The following is a 14,270-nucleotide window of genomic DNA, read 5'->3' on the forward strand; positions in this document are numbered from 1 at the left end:
TCGAAATCCAGTGAACACCGTTCACAACGGCTTGTCACACCGGACTGAGGGCCCTCTCAGCGCAAACCCGACGAATCACGCCACTTCGAAGCAACCCGCCCCGAGCAGCCCCTTGAGCTCACCCTGCAAGCCGTTCTCCGTCGACACGAAGAAGTCGCTCGACAGCGCCAACCGCGTCGTCCCGCGCGGGCTCTGCAGCTTCAGGTGCACCGGGGTCGTCCCGGAATGCGCCTGCAGGGTCCGCTTGAGCTCGTTGACCAGCGACTGGTCCACCCGGCCCACCGGCACCTTGATCACGAACGCCGCATCGCCGCCCTGATCGGTCTCGGCCGCCGAGATGTCCACCGGGAGCGCGTCCGAGGCGAAGATGCTGATCGTGCCCTCGCGCTCGTTGATGCGGCCCTTGACCGCCAGCGCGGTGTCCTCCACCAGGCAGTCGGCGAACATCTCGTAGGACTTCGGGAAGAACAGCACCTCGACCGAGGCGTCCAGGTCCTCCAGCGTCACGATCGCCCACGGGTGGCCGTTCTTGTTGATGCGGCGCTGGATCCCCGAGATCATCCCGGCGATCTTGATCTGCTCCTTGCCTCCGCTGGACTCCCGCTCCCCGCCGACGAGCTCGGCGATCCCGGTGTCCTGGTACGGAGCCAGCAGCCGCTGCGCACCGTCGAGCGGGTGCGCCGAGACGTAGAGGCCCAGCATCTCGCGCTCGTAGGCCAGCAGCTGCTTGCGCGGCCACTCGTCGTCGCCGAACTGCAGGTGCGCCAGCGGCGATGCCTCTGCGCTGTCGTCGGATTCGTCCGACCCGAACAGGTCGAACTGGCCCATCGCCTGCTGCCGCTTGAGCCCGATCACCGCGTCCACCGCGGCCTCGTGGTGCTGCGACAACGACATCCGGGTGTGCTGCAGCGAGTCGAACGCGCCCGCCTTGATCAGCGATTCGATCACCCGCTTGTTGCACGCCAGGATCTCCGACTTGTCCAGGAAGTCGGTGAACGACGTGTAGCGCCCGTGCTCCTCGCGGCTCTTGACGATCGAGGCCACCACGTTCGAACCGACGTTGCGGATCGCGCTCATGCCGAAGCGGATGTTGCCGGAGACCGCCGCGAAGGTCTCCTTCGACTCGTTGACGTCCGGGGACAGCACCTGCACGCCCATCCGGCGGCATTCCGCCAGGTAGACGGCCATCTTGTCCTTGTTGTCACCGTTGGAGGTCAGCAGCCCGGCCATGTACTCGGCCGGGTAGTTGGCCTTGAGGTAGGCCGTCCAGTACGCCACCAGGGCGTAACCGGCCGCGTGGGACTTGTTGAACGCGTAGCCGGCGAAGGGCAGGACCGTCGCCCACAGCTTGTCGATCGCCTCGTCGGAGAAGCCCTGGTCGCGCATCCCGGCCTGGAAGCCCTCGAACTCCTGGTCCAGGACCTCCTTCTTCTTCTTGCCCATCGCGCGACGCAGGATGTCCGCTCGACCGAGGCTGTACCCGGCGACCCGCTGCGCGATCGCCATGATCTGCTCCTGGTAGACGATCAGGCCGTAGGTCTCGGCCAGGATGTCCTTCAGCGGCTCGTCGAGCTCCGGGTGGATCGGCTCGACCGGCTTCTTGCCGTTCTTGCGGTCGGCGTAGTCCAGGTGCGCGTTGACCTCCATCGGACCCGGCCGGTACAGCGCGTTCGCCGCCACCACGTCGCCGAACTCGGTCGGCTGCATGCGCTTGAGCAGTTCCCGCATGCCGCCACCTTCGAGCTGGAACACGCCCAGGCTCTCGCCGCGCGCCAGCAGCTCGTAGGTTCTGGCGTCGTCCAGCCCGAGCTTGGAGAGGTCGATCTCCAGGTCGTGGTTCTCCTTCACCATCTCCAGCGCGTCGCCGAGGATGGTGAGGTTGGACAGGCCCAGGAAGTCCATCTTCAGCAGGCCGATGGCCTCGCACGACGGGTAGTCCCAACCGGTGATGATCGAACCGTCGTCGCGCGCCCACAGCGGCACCGTGCCCATCAGCGGCTGCGAGGACAGGATCACCGCGCAGGCGTGCACACCGGCGTTGCGGATCAGGCCCTCCAGCCCGCGCGCGGTGTCGAAGATCTGCGACACCGACGGGTCGGTCTCGATCAGCGCGCGGACCTCGGAGGCCTCGGTGTAGCGCTCGTGCTGCGGGTCGACGATGCCCGACAGCGGGATGTCCTTGGCCGCGATCGGCGGCGGCAGCGCCTTGGAGATCTTGTCGGCGATCGCGAAGCCCGGCTGACCGTGGTGGACGCGGGCGGCGTCCTTGATCGCCGCCTTCGTCTTGATCTTGCCGAAGGTGATGACCTGGGCGACCTTGTCCCGGCCGTACTTGTTGATCGCGTACTGCAGCACCTCGTCGCGACGGCGGTCGTCGAAGTCGAGGTCGATGTCGGGCGGGGAATCGCGCTCCGGGTTCAGGAACCGCTCGAAGATCAGGCCGTGCTCCAGCGGGTCCAGGTTGGTGATGTGCAGGATGTAGGCCAGCAGCGATCCCGCGGCCGAACCGCGGCCCGGTCCGACGTGGATGCCCTGCGACTTCGCCCACCGAGTCAGGTCACCGACGACCAGGAAGTACGCGCAGTAGCCCTTGGTGTCCAGCACGTCGAGCTCGGTCTTGATCCGGTCCAGGCACTCCTGGCTCGCGCCGTCCGGGTAGCGGGTCGGCAGGTACTGCTCGACCTCGGCCTCCAGCAGCTCCCGCTCGGACTTGCCGCTGCCGTCGGTCACGCGCGGCATCCGGTCCTGGAAGGACCAGACCTCCTCGTAGGACTCCACCATCTCGGCGACCAGCAGCGTGTTGTCCGCCGCGCCCGGGACCTCGGCGTCCCAGTACGCGCGCATCTCCTCGGCGGACTTGAGGTAGTAGCCGTCGCCGTCGAACTTGAACCGGCTGTCGTCGGACAGCGTCTTGCCCGACTGCACGCACAGCAGCGCACCGTGCGAATCGGCCTGGTCAACGGTCACGTAGTGGCTGTCGTTGGTGGCCAGCGGCTTGAGATCGAGCTCCGCGGCGATCTTGAGCAGCCCCTCGCGCACGGACCGCTCGATCGGCAACCCGTGGTCCATCAGCTCCAGGAAGAAGTGGTCCTTGCCGAAGATGTCCCGGTAGTCGGCCGCGGCCTGCAACGCCTGGTCGTACTGCCGCAGGCGCAACCGCGTCTGCACCTCACCGGACGGGCACCCGGTGGTCGCGATGATCCCCTCGGAGTGCTCGCTGATCAGCTCCCGGTCCATGCGCGGCTTGCGGTACATGCCCTCCAAGCTCGCGCGGCTGGACAAGGTGAACAGGTTGCGCAGGCCGGTGGCGTTGCGGGCGAACATCGTCATGTGCGTGTAGGCGCCCGCGCCCGAGACGTCACCGCCCTCGCCGAACTCGTCGGTGCCGCGCTGCTTGGCCTCGCCCCAGAACACCGGCTTCTTGTGGAAGCGGTTGTGCGGCGCCAGGTACGCCTCGATCCCGATGATCGGCTTGATGCCGGTCTTGCGCGCCTGCTGGTAGAACTCGTCCGCGCCGAACATGTTGCCGTGGTCGGTCATCGCGACCGCCGGCATCCCCAGCCGCTGCGCCTCCGCGAACAGCGCACCCACCTTCGCCGCACCGTCGAGCATGGAGTACTCGGTGTGCACGTGCAGGTGAACGAAGGGGTCGACAGACACGGAGAAGTCCTCCTTCGCGGCGGGATTCGAGAACTGCCAGCCTAACTCCGGGCACCGACGTCACCGCCCATTCCCCCAGGCGTTGCGCGGTGTTCCACGCGCCCGGCGTGTCGCAGATCATGCGCAGGTCGGCGTCGGTGTCGCGGAACTCGTGCCTCACCACCACGCGCCGTGCCGACCGGGTAGCGTGGGACGACGTGACTGGCCCTGATCCCGTGGATGTGCGCCTGCTGAGCGTCGTGGCAGAGATGGGCCGAGCGGCGGTCCCGGACATCGCCGGGCGGCTCGGCATGGACGTGCGCGACGTCGCGGCGCGACTCGCCGCGCTGTCGACCACCGGGCTGCCCCTGATGGTCGGGGTCGAGTGCGATCAGCAGGGCATCCGCAACGCCGTCGCCGCAGCTCAGCAGTGGGCGGCGCAGAACGCGGCCAGCGGTCCGTACCCGGTGGCGCCCGGCCAGCACCCGATGTCCGGTCCGTACCAGGTCTCGGGCCCGCACCAGGTGTCCGGGCCGTACCCGATGTCCGGGCCTTACCCGGTTTCCGGGCCGCCCCAGGTCTCCGGTCCGTACCAGGTCTCCGGTCCACATCAGATGCCCCACCCGCAGCAGCCGGTCGCGCCGACGCCGCCGATGACCACGTGGGGGCCTCCCGGCTCGGCCGCGTGGGCGCGCGGTGATCAGCCGGCCGCTCCGGCACCGGCCCCGACCGGCAAGGTCGGCACCAAGCTGGACGTCCAGGGCGTGTCGGGCGAGCAGATCAGCATCCAGCTCATCGAGGTCGTCGACCCGGCGGACTTCCTGTTCACCGCGGCCGGGTACGAGCTCCAGCCCGGTGAGCGCTCCGTCGTGGTGCACACCGAGCTGACCAACAACGGCCAGGTGCCGTTCGCGTCGCTGCCCGACATGTACCTGGAACTGGTCACCGAGGACGGTTCTCCGGTGGCCAAGGCCCCGGTGTCGATGTCGTCGCGCCCACCGCACCGGATGGGCGTGCAGCCCGGCGAAACAGCCGGTGGTCACACGGTTTACGTGCTCCCGGAGTCCACGGTGCTCTCAGCGGTCCGCTGGACCCCGCAACCCGGCGACCAGCAGCGCACCCTCCTCTGGGACATCACCGACCTCTGAGGACCGCGCGAGGAGTGCGGCGCAGCCGCGGTTTCCGCCGCCGAGGGAGCGGATCTCAGGAGTCGCGGCGGAAGAAGTCCAGCGGGTTGCGCCTGGACTTCTCGGGACGCTGCTTGCTGCGGTACTGCAGCGTCGGCCAGTCTCCGGCGTCGTTCTTGGGGAGGTCGGGCTCGGGCTCGCCGATGACCGAGGGCGTGGCCGGGCCGACGTCCTGCGCGCTGATCACCTCGCCGAGGCTGTTCAGCCCCTCCGGCGGGGTGTCCAGATCGGCTTGCGGGTCGATCACCGGCATGCCGCGTGGCGGGGTCGGCGTGTCCGATCCCTGAAATTCCTGAGCCATCGGACCCCCTTCGTCGCGCGATCCGATCACCACGGTACCCGGTCTAGCCGTCCTGATCGCGCAACTCGTCCAGTGCGTTCTGCAAGTCGTCCGGGTACTCGCTCTCGAACTGGACCCAGCCGCCCGAGGGGTGCTCGAAGGCCAGGCTCCGGGCGTGCAGCCACTGCCGGGTGATGGCCAGCCGCCGGGCCAGCACCGGGTCGGCGCCGTAGGTGAGGTCGCCGACGCAGGGGTGCTTGATCGCCGAGAAGTGCACCCGGATCTGGTGGGTGCGGCCGGTTTCCAGCTTGACGTCGATCAGCGAGGCGGCGCGGAACGCCTCCACCGTCTGGTAGTGGGTGATGCTCGGCTTGCCGCCGGTGACCACCGCGAACTTGTAGTCGTGCCGGGGGTGCCGGTCGATCGGGGCGTCGATGGTGCCCCGGCTCGGATCGGGCAGGCCCTGCACGACCGCGTGGTAGCGCTTCTCGACGGTGCGCTCCTTGAACGCGCGCTTGAGCACCGTGTAGGCGTGCTCGCTCTTGGCGACCACCATCACGCCGGTCGTGCCCGCGTCGAGGCGGTGCACGACGCCCTGGCGCTCGGCGGCGCCCGAGGTGGCGATCTGCACGCCCGCCGCGGCCAGGCCGCCGACGACGGTCGGGCCCTCCCAGCCGGGGCTGGGGTGCACGGCGACGCCGATCGGCTTGTCGATCACGACGATGTCGTCGTCCTGGTGCAGGATCTTCATGCCCTCGACCGGCACGGCCACCACCTGCAGCGGCTGCTCGGCGGCCGGCAGGGTGATCTCCAGCCAGGAGCCGGCCATCAGCCGGTCCGACTTGCCCGCCGGGCTGCCGTCGACCAGCACGTCACCGGCCTCGGCGAGTCCGGCCACGGCGCTGCGGGACAGGCCGAGCAGCTTGGACAGGCCCGCGTCGATCCGCATGCCTTCCAAGCCCTCCGGCACGGGGAGGTTCCGGAGTTCGCTCACGACTTGTCGGCCTTCTGCTTGCGGTGGATCGTCCCGTCGAAGTCGCGGCCCAGCAGCGACAGCAGCACCACGAGGATGCCGCCGCAGGTGATGCAGCTGTCGGCGACGTTGAACACCGGGAACACCTGGCCACCGGGCGCCAGGAAGGACAGGAAGTCCACCACGTGGCCCTGCAGCGGGCCGGGCGCCCGGAACAGCCGGTCGCCGAGGTTGCCGCAGGCACCGCCGAGCACCAGGCCCAGGCCCACGGCCCAGCCCGGCGAGCGCAGCTTCGGCGCCAGCCACACGATCACGCCGACCACGGCGATGGCGAGCAGCGCGAGCAGCCAGGTCAGGCCGGTGGCCATCGAGAACGCGGCACCGGGGTTGCGCAGCACGTCGAGGTAGAACAGGCCGCCGAGCACCTTCACCGGCGGGTTGCCCTCCAGGTTGGCGACCACGGCGATCTTGGTCACCACGTCCAGGGCCAGCCCGACCGACGCCACTCCGAACAGCAGCGCCAGCAGCTTCCGGGACGCGCCCTTCGGTGCGTCCGCGGGCGGGGTGGTCCCGGCGGACTCCGACGAGGAGGACGCCTGCTCAGGAGGTGGGTGCTCGGTGCTCACGCCGCCATTGTCCCCGACCCGCGTGAACACCGGCGCACCAGGACCGCCGCACCCGGACCCAGTCGAATTTCGCGCGAAATTCGACTCCGAAACTTCGCCTTCGAATTTCGCGCGAAATTCGACTTCTGTCCCTCGTTCAGGGCAGGAACGGCGGTAGCGGGCGCTGGTCGTCGACGGGCTCCCAGCGGCCGTCCACCTGGCGGTAGGTCGCCGCCGGGCCCTCGGTGACCAGGGACTTCAGGGCCGCGACGAGGCGGTCGACGTGCTCGACCGCGGTGCCGAGACCGATGCTGACGCGCAGCGCCCGCTCGGCGTCCGCACCCGCTCGGGCCAGCAGGTTCTGGGTGCCCAGGTGGGCGCAGAACAGGCCGTCGCGGACGCCGATGGCGTGCTCGGCCGACAGCGCGGCGGCGATCAGCCCCGGGTCCTGCCCGTCGATGGTGAAGCTGACGACGCCGACCCGGTCGTGCCCGGTGCCGAACAGGCTCAGCTCGCGCAGCCCGGGGATCTCGACCAGGCCCGCGCGCAGGCGGCCCAGCAGCGAGGACTCGTGCTCGACGACGCCCTCCCAGCGGGTGGCGAAGGTGCGGCAGGCGGTGGCCAGGGCGTGCACTCCGACGGTGTTGGGCGAGCCGGCCTCGTGCCGCTCGGGACCGGTGGTCCAGCTGACGGCGCGCTCGTTGACCGCGCGGGTCGCGCCACCCCCGGCGAGGTAGGGGTTCGCGGCGTTGAGCCAGTCGGCGCGGCCGATCAGGGCCCCGGCGCCGAAGGGGGCGTAGAGCTTGTGGCCGGACAGGGCGGCGTAGTCGACGTCGAGCTCGGCGAGGCGGATCGGGCGGTGCGGCGCGAGCTGCGCGGCGTCCAGCACGGTCCGGGCTCCCCTGCGGCGGGCTACGCGGGCGAGCTCGGCGACCGGCCACAGCTCGCCGGTGACGTTGCAGGCCCCGGTCAGCACGGCCAGCCGCGGCCCCTCCGGGCACTCGGCCAGCGCCGCGTCCAGGGCGGCGACCGCGTCGGCGGGCGTCTCCGGAGCGGGGATGCGGCGGACGTTGCGCCAGGGCAGCAGCGCGGCGTGGTGCACGGTGTCGAACACGACGACCGAGGTGCCGCGCGGGACGGCCGAGGCCAGCAGGTTCAGGGCGTCGGTGGTGTTGCGGGTGAACACGACCTCGTCGCCCTGGCGGGCTCCGGTGAAGTCCAGCAGCACCTGGCGCGCGCCCTCGTAGACCCGGGTGCACACCTGCGAGGCGAACCCGGCGCCCCGGTGCACGCTGGCGTAGTACGGCAGCAGCTCGTCCACGGCGTCGCGCACGGCCGACAGGCAGGGGGCGCTGGCAGCGTGGTCGAGGTTGGCGTAGTTGGCGGTTCCGCCGGTGATCAGGGGAACCCGCAGTCCGGATCCGACCACGCCCGGAACGGCGACGGACTGGCTCGGAACATCGATGACGGCGGAAGACATCGCGACCCTCCCGGGGCCTCGAGGGCCCTCGGCGGGCCCGCGCTTGCCGAGCCGCACTGCGCGACCGGCCAGGTCTTCACCCGGGGCACCCCACCGCGGTAGGAGGGTTGCCGGCCAGCGAGCCGGGGCTTGACGCTGGCACTCATGACCTTCGCGGCGAAGGCTAGCGCCTCGCCCCGCTCCGCGACAACGCCGTCTCACTCCGTGGGCAGAACGAGGCCCCGGGAGCGGAACTCCCGGGGCCTCGACGCGCGAAAGCGGGATCAGACGCGGGAGACCGCGACCTTGACCTCCACGCCGTCGCCGACCGTGCCGGTGGCGGCGTCGGCCGCGTCGCCTGGGTCGACCGCGTCGGCGAGGGTCTCACCCGCGATGAACTCGCGGTGCGCTTCGACCGCCTCGACCACCTCGGCCGGGGCCTCGACGACGACCGTGATGCGGTCCGAGACCTCGAAACCGGCGTCCTTGCGGGCGTTCTGGATCACCCGGACCACGTCGCGGGCCAAGCCCTCGGCCGCCAGCTCCGGCGTGACGTCGGTGTCCAGCACGACCAGCCCGTCACCGCCCGGCAGCGCCGCAGCGGCGCCGGAGTCGGTCGAGACCAGCCGCTCGGTGAACTCGCCCTCCTGCAGCTCGATGCCGGCGGCGACCACAGTGGACCCGCGGTGCTGCCAATCACCGGCCTTGACGGCCTTGATCACGGTCTGCACGTCCTTGCCCAACCGCGGCCCGGCCGCGCGGGCGTTGACCGCGATCTCGAAGTGACCGTGCGCGGCCACGTCGGTGCTCAGCTCCAGGCCCTTGACGTTGACCTCGTCGCTGATCAGGTCGGCGAACGGGCGCAGCGCCTCGGCCTCCGGCGTGGCCACCACCAGCGAGGCCAGCGGCAGCCGGACCCGCAGCTTGTTGGACTTGCGCAACGCCAGCGCCGAGGAGCACACCTGCCGCACCTGGTCCATCGCCGACACCAGCGCGGCGTCCGCGGGCAGCTCGTCCACGAGCGGCCAGTCGGTCAGGTGCACCGAGCGGCCGCCGGTGAGCCCGCGCCACACCGCCTCGGCGGTCAGCGGCAGCAGCGGAGCCACCACCCGGCAGGTCACCTCCAGCACGGTGTGCAGCGTGTCGATCGCGTCCTTGTCGCCCGCCCAGAACCGGTCCCGGGAGCGGCGCACGTACCAGTTGGTCAGCACCTCCAGGAACTCCCGCACGTTCGCGGTCGCGGTCGCCAGGTCCAGCGAGTCCATCGAGCACTGCACGTCGCCGACCAGCTCGTGGGTCTTGGCCAGCACGTAGCGGTCGAGCACGTGCTCGCTGTCGGTGCGGAACTCCCCGCTGACGCCCTCGGCGTTGGCGTAGAGCGCGAGGAAGTACCAGGAGTTCCACAGCGGCAGCACCGCCTGGCGCACCGCGTCCCGGATGCCCCGCTCGGTGACGACCAGGTCGCCGCCGCGCAGGATCGGGCTCGACATCAGGAACCAGCGCATCGCGTCGGAACCGTCGCGGTCGAAGACCTCGTTGACGTCCGGGTAGTTCTTCTTGGACTTCGACATCTTCAGCCCGTCGTGGCCCAGCACGATGCCGTGCGCCACCACGTTGCTGAACGCAGGCCGGTCGAACAGCGCCGTGGCCAGCACGTGCAGCGTGTAGAACCAGCCGCGGGTCTGGCCGTGGTACTCGACGATGAAGTCACCCGGGAAGTGGTGCTCGAACCACTCCGCGTTCTCCATCGGGTAGTGGACCTGCGCGAACGGCATCGAGCCCGACTCGAACCAGCAGTCCAGCACCTCCGGCACCCGGCGCATCGTCGACTTGCCGGTCGGGTCGTCCGGGTTGGGCCGGGTCAGCTCGTCGATCTCCGGGCGGTGCAGGTTCGTCGGCCGCACCCCGAAGTCGCGCTCGAGCTCGTCCAGCGAACCGTAGACGTCGGTGCGCGGGTGCTCGGGGTCGTCGGAGACCCACACCGGGATCGGCGAACCCCAGTACCGGTTCCGCGAGATGTTCCAGTCGCGGGCGTTCTCCAGCCACTTGCCGAACTGGCCGTCCCGGATGTGCGAGGGAACCCAGTTGATGTGCTTGTTGAGCTCGACCATCCGGTCCTTGAACTGGCTCACGGCCACGAACCAGGACGACACCGCCCGCTGGATCAGCGCGTTGTCGCAGCGCCAGCAGTGCGGGTACTGGTGGTCGTAGGTCTCGTGGCGCAGCAGCAGACCGCGGTCCTTGAGGTCGCGGGCGATGTGCTTGTTGGCCTCGAAGACCTGCATGCCCTCGTACGGCGGCACCTCGGCGGTGAACTTGCCGTGCGCGTCGACCGGCACGACCGGCACGATGTCGGCGGCGTCGGTGACGAGCTTGTCGTCCTCACCGAAAGCCGGTGCGATGTGCACGATCCCGGTGCCGTCGTCGGTGGTGACGTAGTCGGCGGCCAGCACCTGGTGGGCGTTCTCCCGGCCGGCGAAGAAGTCGAACGGTGGCTCGTAGCGAGTGCCCAGCAGGTCCGAGCCCTTGTACCGGGCCACCACGCGGTCGGCGATGTCCTCGCCGAGCTCGCGGGCGTAGGCGGGCAGCCGGGCTTCGGCGAGCAGGTAGCGCTCGGTGCTCTCGGCGGGCGCGACCAGCGCGTAGTCCACGTCGGGGTGCACGGCGGCGGCCAGGTTGGACGGCAGGGTCCACGGCGTCGTCGTCCACACCAGCGCCAGCGCGCCGTCGAGGTCCTCCCCGGGCGCGGTCAGGCGCAGGCCCACCGTCACCGCCGGGTCCTGGCGCGGCCGGTAGCCGTCGTCCATGCGGGTCTCGGTGTTGGACAGCGGCGTCTCGCAGCGCCAGCAGTACCAGAGGACCCGGTACCCCTCGTAGACCAGACCCTTGTCCCACAGGGTCTTGAACGCCCACATGACGCTTTCCATGTAGTCCAGGTCGAGCGTCTTGTAGTCGTTCTCGAAGTCCACCCAGCGCGCCTGGCGGGTGACGTAGTCCTCCCAGTCCGCGGTGTAGCGCAGCACGGAGGTCTTGCACGCCTCGTTGAACGCGGCGATGCCCATGTTGTCGATCTCGGCCTTCGAGGTGATGCCGAGCTGCTTCTCGGCCTCGACCTCGGCGGGCAGGCCGTGGGTGTCCCAGCCGAACCGGCGCTCGACCCGCTTGCCGCGCATCGTCTGGTAGCGCGGAACCGCGTCCTTGACGTAGCCGGTGAGCAGGTGGCCGTAGTGCGGCAGGCCATTGGCGAACGGCGGCCCGTCGTAGAAGACGTACTCGTTGGAGCCGTTGTGGCCCGCCTCGCGCGCGTCGATGGAGGCGCGGAAGGTCTTGTCGTCGGCCCAGAAGTCCAGCACCTGGCGTTCGATCGCCGGGAACGCGGGCTGGGCCGCCACGCCGCGCTCATCGGACGCGCCGAAGGAAACCTTGGGGTATGCCATCGCGGAGCTGCTCCTCGCAATGTGTCGTTGCCGCCCTGGAGGACGGGGACGACGTCCCGGACTCGCCGGGCACCGCGGTACCACCCCGCTTGCCGGCGGCGCGAACGCCGACGGCCACTCGATTGCCGGCTGTGACGGGCCGGACCCGTCCGGTTCTACTGAGGCGCCCGCGGGTGCCCGTTCTTCCGGAGGCTCCCCGGTGATGGCCGGATCAACGCCTGGTCTTCACAGAGTACCGGGATCTCGCCAGTGGTTTTCACCGGCTCCGGCCGGACTCCGCCGCGATCGTCGCGTTGGGCGCGCACCGGGCGCACGGCGTGAAGCCGAGCTCCCGCGCCTCGCCGAGCTCCAGCGACAGCGTCTCCGCGTCACCGAGCCACTCGCAGGTCCGCACGTGGTAGCGCGGACGTTCGTCGACCACCACGACCTCGGCGTCCGGATCGGCCGCCTCGGCCGCGTTGCTGCGCTCCTCGCCCGGCTCCGCACCCAGAGGCCGGGCCGGGGCGGTCTTCTTGCTCCCCCGACGGGCCCTGGTCCGGTCTGCGATCAGCAGCGCCGCCCCGAGGGCGCTGGCCAGGACCGAGACCCACGCGAGGCCGGGGCCTCCGCCGAGCACGGCCGCCACCAACGTCGCGGCGGCCACCAGGACCAGCAGCAGAACGACCAGCAGCACTAGCTTTCCCGTCTCTCGCCGTTCCCCTCTCGACAGACACCGGCGGTGACGGGCCATGACCCATCACCGCCGGTGCGCCAAGTCTTGAACGGGGAATCAGCCCGCTTCGGCCGCCCTGGCCCCGAAGCTGTAGCTGGTGGCCTGCTGTCCCGAACGGCTTCCGCTGCTGCTGCTCTCCGCTGGCGCGGCAGAGCCTCGGTCCTGCAGTTCGCGAAGCTGAGACTCCAGGTAGGTCTGCAGTCGAGTGCGGTACTCGCGCTCGAACGTGCGGAGAGTCTCGATCTTCTTCTCGAGGGCGTTCTTCTCGTTGGTGATGTTGCCCATCACCTCAGCGTGCTTGCGCTGCGCATCGCGTTCCAGGCTGGCGGCCTTGTCGCGCGCCTGCCGCTCAAGCGTTTCCGCCCTGGTTCGGGCGTCGTTGAGCATCGTCTCGGCTCGGGTCCGAGATTCGTTGACCATGCTGTCGGACTTCGAACGAGCCTCCGACAGCAGCTGCTCCGACTTCGTCCGGGCCTCGGACAACATGCCGTCGGCCTCGGCCTTGGCCTCACCGGTCAGCCGGTCGGCCATCTCCTGCGCGAGGCCCAGAACCTTGGCGGCCTGCACGTGGTGATCACCGCCCGGAGAGGTCTGCTCGGCAGCGGTCGGCGCCGGGACCGGGGTGAGCCGGCGCGGTTCCTCCGGTGGGGCGGCTGGGGTCGAGGCAGCAGCGGACGCAGCCTGGCTACGGGCGTCGTCCAGGTCGACCTGGGCCGACTGCAGCTGGGACTCCAGCTGCTCCACCTGGCCACGCAGGTCGTTGTTCTCCTCAACCAGCCGGGCAAGCTCGGCTTCAACCAGGTCGAGGAATGCATCCACCTCGTCCTCGTTGTAGCCCCGCTTGCCGATCGGAGGTTTGCTGAACGCGACGTTATGCACGTCGGCGGGGGTCAGGCCCACAAGATCACCTCACGCACTCCTTCGGCAGCTGCGGGTCGGTCGGGTTCCCCGTCACCCGGCCGGTTGCACCAGTCGCATCAGTATGAACACGACCAGCAGCAGCACCATAATCGATAGGTCCAGTCCGACGCCGCCGATCCGGACCGTCGGAATCACCCGACGCACCAACTTTACGGGTGGGTCGGTCACTGTGTAGATGCTCTCCAACGCGATTGCAACCCCCCCAACGGGTCGCCAATCGCGGGCGAACACTCGCACGAGTTCCACCACGATACGCGCCGTGAGCAGGAGCCAGAAGAAGAACAGAACGTAGAACAGGACGATCTGCACCGGGTTCACGCCTTCAACTGTGCCACCACTCACCCGTAGTTGAAAAAGGCCCCCTCTGCTAGCCGTCGCTTGTCCTCCGCCGCGACGTCGACGTTCGGCGGTGAGAGCAAGAACACCCGGTTGGTGACCTTCTCGATCGAACCCCGCATCGCGAACGCCAGACCTGCGGCGAAGTCGACCAGACGCTTCGCGTCGGCCTCCTCCATCTCGGTCAGGTTCATGATCACCGGCGTGCCGTCTCGGTACTGCTCGCCGATGGTCCGCGCTTCGCTGTAGCTGCGCGGATGCAGAGTTGTGATCTTACTCAAGTTGAACTGAGTACCAGTGTCGGTCACCGCCCGCAGACGCGAAACGCTGTCACTTCGCGGCTGATCGTTGGGCAGAGTGCTGCGCGACGGCGTCTCGGACGCCCACTGCCGCCGCGGTCGCGGCGGCTCGCGGAACTCCTCGGCGTAGGACTCGGTCTCCGCGTCGGCTTGAAAACCGCCGCGGGTGCCCGCCGACCTGCGCCGGGGCACTCCCCGGTCTTCGTCGTACGCGGCCCGGTCGCTGTAGGTCGGACGGGAGTCGTACGCAGGACGATCATCGTCGTACCGCTCGCGGTAGGCGATCTCGTCCTCGTACTCGTCCACCTCGTCGGCCGGGACCATGCCGAAGTAGGCCTTCAACTTGTGCAGAGCGCTCATCGGCATGCCCTTCCTCTGCGGCTCCCTGACACCGAGCACGAGGTGGCCGGCCTTCGACCCCC

Annotated in this window: 11 protein-coding genes and 1 riboswitch; of the genes, 1 reads left to right on the forward strand and 10 read right to left on the reverse strand. The window is 69.7% G+C overall.

Features of this window, described 5'->3' with window-relative positions; translation table 11 throughout:
- Positions 1-75 precede the first annotated feature (75 nt).
- The gene (gene dnaE, locus KBO27_RS12555) at positions 76-3,660 is read right to left on the reverse strand and encodes a DNA polymerase III subunit alpha (RefSeq protein WP_210970155.1); all 3,585 of its coding nucleotides are present in this window, start codon (positions 3,658-3,660) and stop codon (positions 76-78) included.
- 197 nt (positions 3,661-3,857) lie between these two features.
- Between dnaE and KBO27_RS12560 the strand changes: the two genes are divergently transcribed.
- Positions 3,858-4,787: an Lrp/AsnC family transcriptional regulator gene (locus KBO27_RS12560; RefSeq protein ID WP_210970156.1), complete on the forward strand. Its 930-nt coding sequence runs from the start codon at positions 3,858-3,860 to the stop codon at positions 4,785-4,787.
- A 55-nt stretch (positions 4,788-4,842) separates the two neighbouring features.
- On the opposite strand, the gene KBO27_RS12565 is transcribed toward KBO27_RS12560, so the two are convergent.
- The 9 genes from KBO27_RS12565 to KBO27_RS12605 all read right to left on the reverse strand — a co-directional run bounded on the left by KBO27_RS12565 (position 4,843) and on the right by KBO27_RS12605 (position 14,208).
- Positions 4,843-5,127, reverse strand: a complete 285-nt coding sequence (locus tag KBO27_RS12565) for a hypothetical protein (RefSeq protein WP_132675120.1) — start codon at positions 5,125-5,127, stop codon at positions 4,843-4,845.
- A gap of 43 nt (positions 5,128-5,170) precedes the next feature.
- Entirely contained in the window at positions 5,171-6,055 is an 885-nt protein-coding gene (locus KBO27_RS12570; RefSeq protein WP_210970351.1) for an RluA family pseudouridine synthase, read from the reverse strand.
- Between the two features lie 41 nt (positions 6,056-6,096).
- A complete protein-coding gene (gene lspA / locus KBO27_RS12575) occupies positions 6,097-6,705 on the reverse strand; it encodes a signal peptidase II (protein WP_372448840.1) in 609 nt (202 codons plus the stop codon).
- Positions 6,706-6,841: 136 nt separating this feature from the next.
- On the reverse strand, positions 6,842-8,164 hold the full coding sequence (locus tag KBO27_RS12580; RefSeq protein ID WP_210970158.1) for an aminotransferase class V-fold PLP-dependent enzyme: 1,323 nt from the start codon (positions 8,162-8,164) through the stop codon (positions 6,842-6,844).
- 34 nt (positions 8,165-8,198) lie between these two features.
- A riboswitch (SAM riboswitch) is annotated at positions 8,199-8,314 on the reverse strand.
- Positions 8,315-8,427: 113 nt separating this feature from the next.
- Positions 8,428-11,580 (reverse strand): isoleucine--tRNA ligase, encoded by a 3,153-nt coding sequence (gene ileS / locus KBO27_RS12585; RefSeq protein WP_210970159.1) that lies wholly within the window; start codon positions 11,578-11,580, stop codon positions 8,428-8,430.
- A gap of 256 nt (positions 11,581-11,836) precedes the next feature.
- The gene (locus tag KBO27_RS12590) at positions 11,837-12,253 is read right to left on the reverse strand and encodes a hypothetical protein (RefSeq protein WP_210970160.1); all 417 of its coding nucleotides are present in this window, start codon (positions 12,251-12,253) and stop codon (positions 11,837-11,839) included.
- A 96-nt stretch (positions 12,254-12,349) separates the two neighbouring features.
- The gene (gene wag31, locus KBO27_RS12595) at positions 12,350-13,192 is read right to left on the reverse strand and encodes a DivIVA-like cell division protein Wag31 (protein WP_132675130.1); all 843 of its coding nucleotides are present in this window, start codon (positions 13,190-13,192) and stop codon (positions 12,350-12,352) included.
- Positions 13,193-13,243: 51 nt separating this feature from the next.
- Positions 13,244-13,531, reverse strand: coding sequence for a YggT family protein (locus KBO27_RS12600; RefSeq protein ID WP_093413156.1), 288 nt, complete (start codon positions 13,529-13,531; stop codon positions 13,244-13,246).
- A 20-nt stretch (positions 13,532-13,551) separates the two neighbouring features.
- A complete protein-coding gene (locus KBO27_RS12605; RefSeq protein WP_210970161.1) occupies positions 13,552-14,208 on the reverse strand; it encodes a cell division protein SepF in 657 nt (218 codons plus the stop codon).
- Positions 14,209-14,270 lie beyond the last annotated feature (62 nt).

The organism is Saccharopolyspora endophytica, assembly GCF_018070075.1.
In the GTDB taxonomy this organism is placed as follows: Bacteria; Actinomycetota; Actinomycetes; order Mycobacteriales; family Pseudonocardiaceae; genus Saccharopolyspora; species Saccharopolyspora endophytica.

What these genes read in the sequence shown, in the direction of transcription:
- KBO27_RS12565 (WP_132675120.1), bottom strand. Translation starts at nt 5,127, where the DNA reads ATGGCTCAGGAATTTCAGGGATCGGACACGCCGACCCCGCCACGCGGC.
- KBO27_RS12570 (WP_210970351.1), bottom strand. Translation starts at nt 6,055, where the DNA reads ATGCGGATCGACGCGGGCCTGTCCAAGCTGCTCGGCCTGTCCCGCAGC.
- KBO27_RS12580 (WP_210970158.1), bottom strand. Translation starts at nt 8,164, where the DNA reads ATGTCTTCCGCCGTCATCGATGTTCCGAGCCAGTCCGTCGCCGTTCCG.
- ileS (WP_210970159.1), bottom strand. Translation starts at nt 11,580, where the DNA reads ATGGCATACCCCAAGGTTTCCTTCGGCGCGTCCGATGAGCGCGGCGTG.
- KBO27_RS12605 (WP_210970161.1), bottom strand. Translation starts at nt 14,208, where the DNA reads ATGAGCGCTCTGCACAAGTTGAAGGCCTACTTCGGCATGGTCCCGGCC.